8 protein-coding genes are annotated in these 13,658 nt (G+C 58.0%); 6 read left to right on the forward strand and 2 right to left on the reverse strand.

The window, feature by feature from the left end:
- The first annotated feature begins 45 nt into the window (after nt 1-45).
- The 5 genes from soxA to LAD35_RS04915 all read left to right on the forward strand — a co-directional run bounded on the left by soxA (nt 46) and on the right by LAD35_RS04915 (nt 6,149).
- The gene (gene soxA, locus LAD35_RS04895; RefSeq protein ID WP_224151586.1) at nt 46-861 is read left to right on the forward strand and encodes a sulfur oxidation c-type cytochrome SoxA; all 816 of its coding nucleotides are present in this window, start codon (nt 46-48) and stop codon (nt 859-861) included.
- 12 nt (nt 862-873) lie between these two features.
- Nucleotides 874-1,527 (forward strand): sulfur oxidation c-type cytochrome SoxX, encoded by a 654-nt coding sequence (gene soxX, locus LAD35_RS04900; protein WP_224151587.1) that lies wholly within the window; start codon nt 874-876, stop codon nt 1,525-1,527.
- 80 nt (nt 1,528-1,607) lie between these two features.
- A complete protein-coding gene (gene soxB, locus LAD35_RS04905; RefSeq protein WP_224151588.1) occupies nt 1,608-3,335 on the forward strand; it encodes a thiosulfohydrolase SoxB in 1,728 nt (575 codons plus the stop codon).
- A gap of 62 nt (nt 3,336-3,397) precedes the next feature.
- A complete protein-coding gene (locus LAD35_RS04910) occupies nt 3,398-4,513 on the forward strand; it encodes a YeeE/YedE family protein (protein ID WP_224151589.1) in 1,116 nt (371 codons plus the stop codon).
- A 136-nt stretch (nt 4,514-4,649) separates the two neighbouring features.
- Nucleotides 4,650-6,149, forward strand: a complete 1,500-nt coding sequence (locus LAD35_RS04915; RefSeq protein WP_224151590.1) for a LamG-like jellyroll fold domain-containing protein — start codon at nt 4,650-4,652, stop codon at nt 6,147-6,149.
- A 44-nt stretch (nt 6,150-6,193) separates the two neighbouring features.
- Here LAD35_RS04915 and LAD35_RS04920 read toward each other — a convergent pair whose 3' ends face one another.
- Nucleotides 6,194-6,814, reverse strand: a complete 621-nt coding sequence (locus LAD35_RS04920; protein ID WP_224151591.1) for a uracil-DNA glycosylase family protein — start codon at nt 6,812-6,814, stop codon at nt 6,194-6,196.
- 1,290 nt (nt 6,815-8,104) lie between these two features.
- Here LAD35_RS04920 and LAD35_RS04925 point away from each other — a divergent pair.
- Nucleotides 8,105-10,876, forward strand: a complete 2,772-nt coding sequence (locus LAD35_RS04925) for a DUF7933 domain-containing protein (protein ID WP_224151592.1) — start codon at nt 8,105-8,107, stop codon at nt 10,874-10,876.
- 168 nt (nt 10,877-11,044) lie between these two features.
- On the opposite strand, the gene LAD35_RS04930 is transcribed toward LAD35_RS04925, so the two are convergent.
- Nucleotides 11,045-13,561, reverse strand: coding sequence for an autotransporter outer membrane beta-barrel domain-containing protein (locus LAD35_RS04930; RefSeq protein ID WP_224151593.1), 2,517 nt, complete (start codon nt 13,559-13,561; stop codon nt 11,045-11,047).
- Nucleotides 13,562-13,658: the final 97 nt, after the last annotated feature.

Raw genomic sequence — 13,658 nt, forward strand, 5'->3', positions numbered from 1 at the left:
CGCGCTGTCTGCCTTCTTTGACAGATAACAAAAAAGGGGTGCCCCATGAGACAAACCAACCGGGCCGGGAAACTGGCCTTCTCTGCCGTTCTGGCATTGCTGGCCAGTGCCTCTGCCGTTGCGCAGAAAAGCACCGCCGATGGCATTGCCGAATACCGCGAAATGCTGCAGGACGGAAATCCCGCCGAGCTGTTCGAGATGAAAGGCGAGGAGTTGTGGAAACAAAGACGCGGCCCCAAGAACGCCTCGCTGGAACAGTGTGACCTGGGCAAGGGGCCAGGCGTGGTCAAAGGCGCGTTTGTGGAGTTGCCCCGCTATTTTGCAGACACCGCAAAGGTGCAGGATCTGGAGTCGCGCCTCTTGACCTGCATGGAAAAGCAGCAAGGCCTCGATGCCAAAAAAATTGCCGCTACGCCTTTTGGCAAGGATGAGCAGAAGAACATGGAAGGCCTCGTCGCCTGGATTGCATCGCAGTCCAAGGGAATGGCCTTCAACCTGCCGCAAACCCATGTGCAGGAGAAGCAGGCCTATGAAATGGGCAAGCGTTTGTTCTTCATGCGAGGCGGCCCTCATGACTTTGCCTGTGCCTCCTGCCATGGTGCGGATGGCAAGCGCATCCGCCTGCAGGATTTGCCTAACCTGACCAAGAACCCGGGTGCCTCGGAAGGCTTTGGTGCATGGCCCGCGTACCGAGTCTCGTCTGGCGAACTGTGGAGCATGCAGAGGCGCCTGAATGACTGCTATCGCCAGCAGCGATTTCCGTACCCCGGTTACGCCAGTGATGTGACCGTCGCTCTGGGGGTGTACATGGGTGTCAATGGCAAGGACGGCAAGGCAACTGCACCGTCCATCAAGCGCTGAAGGAGGGGAACCATGTCAAAAGCAAACTGGTTGCCCATTGCGGGCATCGCGTCGTCCTTGATCGTGCTGGGGTGTGCATCTGTGGACAGTAGCGCAAATCTGGATGCCCTGACCCAACAGGCCGTGGCATCGTCGTTCCGCGATCAGGGTATCGCAAAGGTGGATCGCCTGCAGCAGGACGAATCCAATGCCGCTTGCAGTGCCGCCGATGTGGCGGGCGTACCATTGGACGCCAAGCGCAGCGCGGCAATTGAAGCTGCCAACCTGAAAACCGTGCAGTGGCCCAAGGACGGCAAGCTGGTCGGTGATTGGAGAGAGGGCGAGAAAATTGCCCAGAACGGTCGAGGCATGACCTGGACCGACAAGGCAGGCAGCGCCAATGGTGGCAACTGCTACAACTGCCACCAGATCAGCAAGGAAGAAATCTCGTTCGGCACGTTGGGCCCTTCGCTCTACAACTACGGCAAGATTCGCGGCATCACCGATCCCGGCAGTGCCGAGTCCAAGGCCATTGTGGAGTACACCTGGGGCAAGGTCTGGAACGCCAAGGCCTACAACGCCTGTTCCGGCATGCCGCGTTTTGGCCATGCGGGCATCCTGACCGAAGCGCAGGTGCGCGATGTGGTGGCCCTGCTGGTGGATCCCAAGTCTCCGGTCAACCGCTGAAGTCGGCCGGATTATCAACACTATGAAAACAATAGCTGGTAGCGCTTGGTGAAAGCGCGCTACCAGCTATTTTTATCACTATGAGCCTCTCCAAACGCGAATTTCTGCAAGTGCTGGCGGCAGCCAGCGTCGGTGGCATGGGCCTGCAGCGCTACGCCTGGGCTGACAGCGCCACCGCTGACAAGGCGCTGTACGATGTGCCTCAATTTGGCAATGTGTCGCTGCTGCACATGACCGACTGCCACGCGCAGCTCAAACCCATTTATTTCCGTGAACCGAGCGTGAACCTGGGCATCGGTGCCATGAAGAACCAGCGACCCCATCTGGTGGGCGAACATTTGCTGCAGTCCTGCGACATTCGGCCCGGAACCGCGAGTGCGCATGCCTTCAGCTACCTGGATTTTGAGGCAGCAGCCAAGCGTTACGGCAAGGTAGGCGGTTTTGCACACCTGTCTACTCTGGTCAAGCGCATGAAGGCTTCGCGCCCTGGGGCACTGCTGCTTGATGGCGGCGACACCTGGCAGGGATCGGCCACTTCGCTGTGGACGAACGCCCAGGACATGGTGGATGCCTGCAAGCTGCTGGGCGTGGATGTGATGACTGGTCATTGGGAATTTACCTATGGCATGGAGCGGGTGCAGCAGATCATCGAGAAGGATTTCGGCAACAAGCTCGACTTTGTGGCGCAGAACGTCAAGACCGCAGATTTTGGCGATCCGGTGTTCAAGCCCTATGTGATCCGCGAGATGAATGGCGTTCCCGTCGCCATCATTGGCCAGGCGTTCCCGTACACGCCGATCGCCAATCCACGCTACATGGTGGCGGACTGGAGCTTTGGCATTCAGGACGACAACCTGCAGAAGATGGTGGATGAGGCACGCGGCAAGGGGGCCAAGGTCGTCGTGGTTCTGTCGCACAACGGCATGGATGTCGACATCAAGATGGCGAGCCGTGTGCGTGGGGTGGATGCCATCCTGGGAGGCCATACGCATGATGGCATGCCCATTCCGACCATTGTCGAGAACGCGGGCGGCAAAACCATTGTGACCAACGCCGGTTCGAACGGAAAGTTCCTGGGCGTGCTGGATTTTGATGTGAAGGACGGCAAGGTTCGCGATTTCAAATACCGCCTGATGCCGATCTTTGCCAACATCCTGCCTGCCGATACCGAGATGGAGGCGCTGATCACCAAGATCCGTGCGCCTTACGAATCGCGGTTGAACGAGGTGCTGGCGCGTACTGACGGAACCCTGTATCGGCGTGGCAACTTCAACGGCACGGGTGACCAGCTGCTGCTGGATGCCATGATGGCGGTGCAGGATGCGCCGATTGCATTTTCGCCCGGTTTCCGTTGGGGAACATCGTTGCTGGCGGGCCAGGACATCACGCGAGAATGGCTGATGGACATGACCGCAACGACCTATTCGTATGCCACGGTAACCGAGATGACCGGCGCGACCATCAAGACCGTATTGGAGGATGTGGCTGACAACCTGTTCAACCCTGACCCCTATTACCAGCAGGGCGGTGACATGGTGCGTGTGGGCGGCCTGCAGTACCAGTGCGACCCGACAGCAAAGGCAGGGGCGCGCATCACCGAGATGCGGCTCAAGGGCGAGTTGCTGGAGGCTGACAAGAAATACAAGGTGGCGGGATGGGCGCCTGTGGCGGAAGAAGCGAAGAGTGCGGGCAACAAGCAGATCTGGGAAGTGGTGGAGCCGTGGCTGAAGGACCAGAAGGTGCTCAAGCCGCGTTCGCTTAATGAACCAAGTCTGCTGAACGTGAAGCCCAACCAGGGGCTGGCCTGAGCGCGACAATATAGGGCTAGCGGGCATTGCTAAAACGCGATAGAACCGCTCCAATAGCGGACATGAGCCCCGCAGAGTTCGATACTTTAGTGGCCACCATCTTGGTGGCCGTTTTTTTCCTGGCCGCCGTGTTGGGTTTTGTCATGCGCGAAACCCGCTTCTGCACCATGGGCGCGATCAGCGATGTGGTCTACCTGGGCGATTGGATGCGCGTGCGCCAGTGGGCCATGGCCGTCGGCGTTGCCATGTGCGGCTTTACCGCTCTGGTGTTGTGGGCAGGGGTATCGGCTGCGGACACGCTGTATGCGGGTGCGCAACTGATGTGGCTTTCTTCCATGGTCGGAGGCTTGATGTTTGGCGTCGGGATGGTGCTGGCGTCTGGCTGCGGGGCGCGCAATCTCACCCGGTTGGGCGGCGGCAATCTCAAGTCACTGGTCGTTCTGCTGGTCATTGCGGTCGCGGCTTTTGCAACGCTCAAAGGCATCACGGCGGTGGCCCGTGCGCGGTGGCTCGATAGCACGCACATCGGTTTCAGTTCGCCCGCCTTGTTGCCCGAGGTAGTGGCCGGGGCTGCGGGCTGGCCTCCGCTACTGGCACGAGGCCTGATGGGGGGAGGACTCGGCTTGCTGCTGCTCCTGTTGGCCTGGTGCGCAAGGGGCAGGCAGGGGCGCGATCTTCCCGTGCTTGCGGGAGGAGCTGTTGTCGGCCTGTGCGTGGTTGCTGCATGGTGGCTGGGCGGGTATGTCGGCAATGTGCAGGAGCATCCTGCGACCTTGGAGCATGTGTATGCCGCTACCTACACCGGGCGCATCGAGGCTTTCAGCTTCGTGACTCCGCTGGCGCATACCCTGGACTGGCTTTTGTTCTTCAGCGACCGCAACAAGGTGCTGACCTGGGGTATCGCCAGCGTGGCGGGAATGGTGGCAGGGGCTTTCCTGCATGCGCTGTGGCGGCATGACTTTCGCTGGCAAGGCTTTGCCAACACTGCCGACCTGGCGAGGCATTTGGCTGGTGCCGCCCTGATGGGCGTAGGAGGTGTAGTTGCAATGGGCTGCACCATTGGTCAGGGCATCAGTGCGCTTTCCACCTTGCAGTTGGGAAGTTTCTTGTCCGTGGCCGGCATTGTGGCGGGCGCTGTTTTGGCATTGCGTTATCTGGCCTGGAAAGAAGCCCGGTAGCGACAAGCTTCACCAGTAGGGGTGAAGAGGCACCCAGGAGCAAGGGTGTCATCAAGGCGTAGTTGGAACAAGGGTGTCATCAGGCTGTTACCGGTCCCTGGCATGGTTGCAGCTTTCTATATCGAATGGAGAGCCTATGTCTGCAACCAAGCTGGCATTCATGAGCCTTGCGACCGTTCTGCTATCTGCCTGTGGCGGTGGTGAAGACATGGCGCTGCGATCCGAACCCGCGGAACTGCGCGCCACTGCTTCAGCCTACTGGGCTGGGGTGGGGCGTGCATTGCCCCAATCGCCCCTGGGCAATACCGTGGCGATTTCTTGCCACAACTGCTATGGGGAAACGCTGGCGGCTACACAGGCCAAGGTGGGCAAAGCACTGGCGCGTGGCTTTGACCTGGTGGAGTTGGATCTGACCACCCATGCCGATGGCAAAGTCTATGTCGAGCATGGCGACAGCGAGTTACCGCGCGGCAGCCTGGAGGACTCGTTGGCCAACACGGCTCTGCAGCAAAGCGATCGCATGCTGTTCGTGGAAGTGAAGGAAAAATTCACCACGACTGCGCAGAGTGATGCAATGATGCTGCAGGTGCTCCGCGCCATTCGTGACGGCAACTATGCCACTGCTGCAAGGCCCGCATTCCTGCGCGCCTTCATGGATGGTCGGCATCAGCATCTGGTGCGCGCCAAACAGCTGCTGGCGACCTCGGAGTTTTCTGGAATTCGCAACCACATCCGATTGCATACCCTGGTGGAGAGCGATATCCGCAACAACATTCGCACCACCAAAAACCTCGGTTTTGACGGTGTGGAACTGGAGTACCGCACTGGCGATCTGTTCGGAAAAATCCAACAGGCCAAGACGCTCGGGCTCGGCGTAGGGCTCTACACCATTCCGGCGAGCATGGGAGAGGCGTATTTGTCGGCCTTGCGCGAGGACGTGGATTTCCTGACCACCGACTACGACCTGGCTGATGCTGCCAAGCCAAGCAATGTCCGCTCGCTGGTACAGGAGAATACGTCGCTGGTGTACTTGAACGCCGCACAACAAAGCAGCTATCCCTTGAACTACCAGCGAACCAGTGGCACCGGCTATCCGTTGGCAGCCGGAGCCAGCACACCAGCACTGGAGTGGCTGGATGCGGCCAGCGATGAAGACAGGGTGGGTGGGAGCATGGTGTTTGCTGGCGGCCAGAGCTTGACGACCTGGGATGCTGACAATGACGCTGCCGGCGGCTATCTTGTCACTGCCGTGGTGAATTTTGACGATCTGAACCCCGCCACCACAGCCAGCATCATCGCCAAGAGCGACAGCGGTGGCTTTGCCCTGGAGCAGAACGCCGGCCTGCTCCGCTTTGGGGTGCATGCCAACGGCAGCTACCACTACGCATCCGTGCCCATGACGGCATTCAATGGCACCGATTCATACTTCATCGTCGGTGCCTATGACGGCAACGGTGCTGTGCGCCTGTGGGTCAACAATACGGAGCGAACCCCTTCCATCGCAGTCACCGGTGGGGTCACGCAAAACAATAGCCCGGTTGTCATCGGTGCAGATCCGCAAGGTGCCACGGATCGGCGCTTCTTCTTCAAGGGCAAGGTACAGCAGGTGATGGTGCAGAAGTGGCGCGACCACTGAAGGAATGCTGTTCGGGCCTGGCGCAGAGAATGGCCCGCGTGCGATCACAGCAGTGATCGCACGGCTTGCCTCAACTCGGGCAGCAATTCCGATTCAAACCAGGAATTGCGGTTGAGCCAGCCGCTGTTGCGCCACGATGGATGGGGAAGCGGGATGCAGCGCGGTGTGAAAGCCGGGTTGTCATAGATGCTGCGCCAATGTGCAACGGTATCGCTCACACCCAGACGGGCAAGCTCCTTGGGCGCGCGCAGGCGCTGCAAGTGCCAGCGTTGTGCATGGCCGCCGACGAGCAGTAACAAGCGCAGGTCGGGCAATTGCGCCATCAGCCGATCTTGCCAGGTGCGTGCGCACTCCGGCCGGGGTGGCAGATCACCTCCGTGAGTGTCAAGACCGGGAAAACAGAATCCCATCGGGAGTATGGCAATACGGCGAGCGTCGTAGAAGGTGTTCTCGTCGATATCCAGCCACTGCCGGAGGCGCACACCAGATGGATCGGAAAACGGGATGCCGCTTTCATGCGCACGTATGCCCGGTGCCTGTCCAGCAATGCAAATGCGGGCGGAAGCGGATAGCTGGAAGACGGGGCGCGGTTCATGGTTCAGGACACGGCCCTTGTCGGGATGCTCAAGACAGATCCTGCACTTGCGTATTTCGTCTGCAAGCACATCCAGCGGAGTAGGACTTTGTGAGAGGGCATTCAAAGGAAATGCCCCTGGTTGTATGTATTGGAGTGTCGAGGTAGCGTATTTCCATTCGTGCCGCCGGTACTGCTGGTATCACGCGTGCTCATCTTCGAAAGTCTCCCACTCAAATGGCTGACGGTATCTTCAAAGGCGTTTCGGTGCTCGGCTGTGCAGATCATGGCCTGATTATGAGGTCGAGGTTATCAAAGAGTGCGCAGGGCTCTGGTATGGGAAGCCAGGCGTTGTCGCAACCCGCTCACGAAAGGCGGGAAACACCATCGCGATCCAATGCCGCGCACTGGTGGTTGCAGTCTCAATTGCAAGGGATTGTCAATTTCAGCCGATCACTCCTTCCTGCGGTAGAGCGCGCTTGCTTATACCGGTATTCTGGTGCGAATTTGTAGCAGTTTGCGCCGGGCCAGAGAGAACACCCCCTCCCTCTCTTTTATTTCTTTGGCAGCTTCATCAGCACCGGCTTTTTTCACGCACCAGACGAATCCTTCCGTCGCCTTGTTTTCACACGAGGGAACTTTTCCAAAGCGGGGCAGTCTGTTTGATTGTCCAATCACTGCGGTTTCCCTCCTCCATTGAAAGTTGGAGAAGGAACTGACGATCGAATCGCTTGGACTACTAATGAATACCAAAAAATTAGTAGTCGCCTCAAGTCTTCGGTACTCGCAACGGGGCTTCGATCCAGACGCTGAAAACGCGGCTGGAATGCGTCAACACCCCCAGAGGACCTAAGCACACCAACGCCAATCCAGTTGCTGAAATAAATTGGGCTCTATGAGGCCCAAGGCGCTTGCATTGCCATGGAGCTGCGTTATAGCTGGGCGTGCGTGCCTGACAACTCGAGTATTGGAAAGTCTCACCCTGGAGGAACGGCGAAGGTGGCGCTGACGACAAGAGTGCTGCGGCGGGTCTCCGAGAGCCGGCGAACTCCTTGCGATTTGAATCTCATACGCGTGATTTTAATTTGAAACAATATATTTCATAATAATCATTATTGTTTCGTTTGTAGAAAATAATGATTTGAGAAATGGCAGTTTCAAACAAAGCTGGTCCATTGTTTTCAATGAATCTGTCTATCTTCAAACCCCAAGCGTAGCAGTCAATGTGGTGAACGCAGCGCATACGCATTCGTGCGGCTCGAGCGGTTTGCCCCAATGGGCGGGAGAGAAGGTTCATTGCGGATGCAGGACCAAACGATAACAGCAGCTTCAGCTGCCTGAAGACGGAGTATCTGTTTTCAACACAGAAGGAATCTAGGCCATGGCGAACCTTGCGGCGCTGACTCATCCACATCCCTTATTAACCGGCGCACGCGTACGGATTGCTACCACCTGTGCCGTATTGTTGGCGGCAACTGTTCCACATCTTGCTGGCGCCACTGTACTGTTCGATAACTACCGGGGGCGCAATAGTCTGCCTGCCGGTGCCACGCCCGTAGCTCCGAACTATGGCAACAACGATGGCTCCAGGGCGCTGTCGAATCTGATCAATCTCGCAAGCGGCGGCCCTCAGAATGTTGCCTCTTCGGGCAAGCTGGATGACCTGGACTGGTCAAGCAACGAACAGCAGTTATGCAATACCCGTGTAGGCAATGCGCCATGCGCGAGCCAGATTCAGGGGCGGGTAGCCTATACCCTGGTGCGCTTTCCCAGCGCTGGGACCTATACCTTCAAGGCCGCGCACGATGATGATCTTCAGGTGGATTTTTCCACCAATTTTTCAGCAGCTTCGGCATCGAATTACCGCAACTTCGACTACAACGTGCCTGTCGGTGGGCTGAGCTCCTATACCAGCGAGACTTCCTTTCCCGACATCCCAGGCAATTTTGTTGCGTCGCAGGACAACAGCTGCTATGCCATGCGTGTCTACTGGAACAACAGGGGTGGCTTGAATTTCCTGCGCATGAAATGGGTGAAACCGGGTGGCATCGAAGAGATCATCCCGGCAGCCAATCTGCTGGATCCATCGAAACCCGAATCCTATGCCAGCTGCGCCAATACCCTGGCCGACATTGGCGTGTCCAAGACCGGCCCCGCTCAGTTCACGCAAGGTGGCACGCTGAACTACGCCATCACGGTCTGGAACTATGGCCCGACGGAGGTGAGCGGCATTCCCATTGCCGATCTTTTGCCAGGCAACGTTACGCTGTTGAGCGGCCCAACCTGCACGGCCTCCGGTTCCGCGCAATGCGGTAGCAGTTCGAACAACGGAAATGCCTGGGTGATGACGACGGGCCTGCTGCCAGTGAACACCACTGCGGGTGATCCGTCGAGCGCGCCCTCGCAGGGCAGCTATCTCACTTACCAATTTGCGGTAAGGGCTGCAGCCAATGCATTGAGCATCAAGAACACTGCGACCGTTGCGACCAACGACCTGAATCCAGACAACAACTCCAGTACCGTTATCAGCCAGAGCAGCGGGAAGGTGAGCGTAAGCAAGACGGGCCCAGCCAAGGTGGCGATGGGACAGGCCTTCGACTACCAGTTCACTGTCAACAACGGGCTGGGTGTGGCCGTGCCCAGCGCAGTGATTGCCGAACAGTTGCCGGCCAATATGCAAGCACTTTCAGTGAATGGCGCCAACTGTGGCGCTCTGCCGAGCGCTGCGGGTGCATTGCTCACCTGCAGGTTGCAATCGAGTATTGCTGCAGGAGGTATCGGTGCGTTCACGCTCCGAGCTGTTGCAACCAGCACGGGGGTGGTCACCAACTATGCGTCTACGGATCCAAGTGGCGGGTCATCTAGCGGTACCCCGGGTGCCAGTTGCGATGCCTCTCGCTTCAGCTGCACCAGTGCCAAAACGGAGGTGGTAGCGCCTGCGGTGGCGGTGAGCAAAAGTTTCTCGCCTGCGAGTATTGGCTCGGGCGGCTCCAGTCTGCTCACAATCACGGTGAGCAACGCCAACTCCAGCATCGACCTGCATTCTCTGAGTGTCACGGATGCCTTGCCTGCTGATGTCTTTGCAACAGGAAACCTGATCGGCAATACCTGTTTTGGCAGCCTTACGGCGCCGGGCAACAGCCAGTTGACGCTATCTGGTGGCACTCTCGCAGCTGGTACATCCTGCCAACTGCGATGGATGGTGACTTCTTCTACGGTGGGCACGCATGTAAACACCATTCCCGCCGGGGGTGTCACTTCTGCAGAGGGTGCTGTCAATACCGCCCAAGCCCAGGCCACTCTGAGCGTTCATACGCCAGCCTATCCGGCCACCGCCAAAAAACTGTCTCTGGTAAACGGGGCACCGTATCAGGGGCAAAGGCTGCGCAATGGCGATGTGCTGGTATATGACATCACAGTCACCAATTCTGGAGGCACAGCCGCTACCACCGACCTGACAGAGACCGTGCCCAATGGAGCGACCTACACCGGGGTGGGTGAGGGTTGGAGCACCTCGCCCGGATGCACCACCGAAGGCTCGACCTGCGAGCAAACCAGCATTACCGTGGCACCGGGTGGTACCGTGACCAAGCAGTTCACGTTGACCATCACCCCTCCGGTACTGACGCCTACATTCATCAATACCGTTACCAGCTCCGTAGGTGATTGCGATGCCTGCACGGTTTCTTCGCCAGGCGTGTTTGCAGACATGGTGGCGACCGGGGCTGCTTCGCAGGAAGTGCGGAAGGGCTCCGATGTCACGGTGGTCACCAGCTGTACCAACCAGGGCCCGGACTATGGCGTCAATGCCACCTGTTCCGTAACAGGCGCTCCTGTGGGGGCGGCCACGGTATGTACGCCATCAGCCCCGGTGCCTCAGTTTCAGGTGGGATCCGTGCTCACCTGCACCACCACATTCAAGGCAGAGCAGTCAGGTCCGGTGATGTTGGTGACCACCGCATATTCCGAAACCAGCGACCCTGAGGTCGGTAACAACAAGGCCATCAGTGCCGTCACCGTGCTAGAAGCCGATCCGACACCCGTGGATGGTGCAGCCCCTGTCCCCATGGATGCACGCTGGATGCTGGCGCTGATGTCGCTGGTAATTGGGGGAATGGCTCTACTGCGTCTGCGCCGTTCTCGATCTGATTGATCTGGAAGGGCTACAGGGGAAGCTCAGGGTGAGGCGTCAGTGGATCTCGCCGCTGACCCTCAGATTTCAGCCTCTGTGTAGTTACTTGAGATCATGGGAGCAGCAGAGGCGTTGGCGATGGCTGTAAGCTCACGGAGCAGCCACTGAGCGTGTGCTCACCCCTGTGGGCTAGTGCACTTTGGGATGGTGCCTTTGGCGGCGGGCAAAGAAGAAGCCGACACCGCCCACCCCCAGGGATAGTAATAGCAGGCCGTGCCCTCCCATGGTCGGAACCGGTGCGGGCGTTGTCGGAGATGGCTTGTCGTCGTCTTTGACAAGTACCTGCGCGGGCGAGCCGGTAATGTCATAGGATCCCGCCGTGGCGGGTGCAACCGAAAGCTCTGCAATCACGTCTCCATCGTTGGCAACTGTGTTCGGGGTTGCCATGATCGTGCAGGTTACAGATAGGGAGTCTGCGGGCGCCAGAATCGGCTGTGTACACGTTGTGCTATAGCGCGGGTTGGATGCTGGCAGATTCAGATTCACGCTGAGGCCTTGCGGCGGAGCTGGATGGGTCAGCGTTAAAGTGCAGGTGCTTACTTGATTGGCAGAGTCAAATAGCTCCACTGGGTTGCATGCCACGCTGACGGCGGGAGTCAGCAAGCGGGATTGCAGATACCAGTTGTTGCCTACCTGGTGCAACGTATAGCTGAAGTGTCCGGCTGTGATCGATCCGCCTTCTAGTGTGAAGACGCCGTTGGATGCTCCGTCCACTTTGACCACCAGGATACCGTTACCCGTGGTGGCTGCACCCAGCCCATTTGCGTTCGCAATACGTAAGGTGCTGACACCGCCCGTATTGCCATTCACTTCCAGCAAGTCAGATGCAGAACTGCTGTCACCCAGCACAGTATCCAGTGCCACTACATTGCTGCCTATGCCGTTGAAGCTGCCTGTGAATGTGATGCGGTCATCTGCTGCAGGGCTCGTGTCGGCCAAGGTGATGGTGCCGTTATTGGCAACGCTGCCGTAAACATGAAACGTACCGGGCACATCACTGGCGCGCAGAGTGGCCGCGCTATCAATGTTGATTTGTGCTGCCGCACTGTTCTCAAACAGATCGCCGGAGAGTTGCAATGTCGCCGCGTTGGCAAGATGAATGGTTTCCCAAAGCGTCAGATTGCTCCCATTGGCAAGATTGTTGCTGCTGCCGGTAAAGCCCCGCATTGCCAATCCATCCAAAGTCAAGGTGTCGGTGCCTGTACCGCCATCGAACTGCGGAACCTGAGATATATCCACGCCTGCGGCAAGCGTGAGCGCATCATCGCCTTCGTCCATGGCGGTGATCCCTATGAGCGCGCCTCCACTGGCTCGCATGGTGTCGTTGCCATTGCCCAGATTGATATCGCCGGTGATGGTGCCACCGGTATGAATAAGCTCATCGGCACCAGTGCCCATGAACACTTTGCCGGTAATGACCCCTCCGTTATTCAGATGGACCGGAGTGTCTTCATACACCACTACCGCATAGCTTTGTGCGTCAGCACGAATGATGCCGCTGGCGGTATTGTTGATGGTCTGCAATGCCGTCAGACCAGCGGTACGGGGCAATACCATCACTGCGGCTCGAAAGGAGGCGTCAGGGATGGCTGTGCTGGATTTGATTTCGAGCAGTCCACTATTGTCTATGGTCATCGGGTTGGCGTTGCTAGACGTGCCGGATTGGGCGGCATAGACGTAATTGCTCGGGCTGTCGATTACGACGCTGCCGGTATTGTTGATTCGCACAAAACCTGAACTGTTGGCATAACCAGTGTTACCGATGCCTCCGATGGGAAAGGTTACCAGGGGGCTCGAACTGGTGATGGTGATGCTGCCGCTATTCTCGGCCAGCGAATTGATGGATGCCTGCTGGTAGATACCGACGCTGCCTGTTGTGCGCGTTGTATTGGTATTGGTGATATTGATTTGGCCCGAATTCGTGGTAGTGCCGCTGCCTCCTGTGGCAGGGTTCCACATGCGAGGCTGCAAACCGCTGGTGAATGCGCTGGCGGAGGAGACGACGCTCACCGGGCCGGAGTTGGTGACGGAGAAATTCTGTGCCAGCACTTCAATGGCATTGTTCGACACGCTTGTGCCGGTGGCCGTATTGGTGAGTGAGATGGAGCCGTCATTGGTGACTGTTGCCAGGCTGTTGGCCGCACTTGCTGCAACCGCCACGGTATCGAGGCCGCTATTGGCAAGAGCTGGGCTTGCCGTAGTCATCGTCAGGCTGGCGCCACTGGCGTTCGTGAAGCTTGCGCTGCTGAAATTGTTGGCGTTCAGATACCCAATGTTGGCCAGTGCTCTCCCTCCGCCAGAGGGAGTTTGGTAGAGTGCGCCGCTCCATGTCATCTTGCCCTGGTTGATGACCGAGACACCATTGGCCGTATTTTCGCGAGCATAGATCAAACCGATGCTGGTTCCGCTCAACGTCATGTCGCCGGTACTGTCGTTGGTGAACTGTACATTGGCGGCGTTGATCAGATACTGCCCCGCAGTAGCTCCACTGCATAACACAGAGCCATTTGCGACGCCCATGGGTGAGGGCGGAGCACAGGCTGCCCAACTGGTCCAGGGCAGGGCAAAAGCTCCATATGCTGTTGCAATGACAGCCTTAAGCTTCAAGTTCGATCGAACTCTCCAATACATCGGCATATGGTTCATGCGCGTCAAATTAACATGCCGTTAACTCTTTAAGTTTTGTTTTTGCTATGACTGACGTATTTCTTGAAACAGTGATCTATGTTTGTGGGCTGGACTG

Source organism: Comamonas odontotermitis, assembly GCF_020080045.1.
GTDB classification, from domain to species: Bacteria; Pseudomonadota; Gammaproteobacteria; order Burkholderiales; family Burkholderiaceae_C; genus Comamonas; species Comamonas odontotermitis.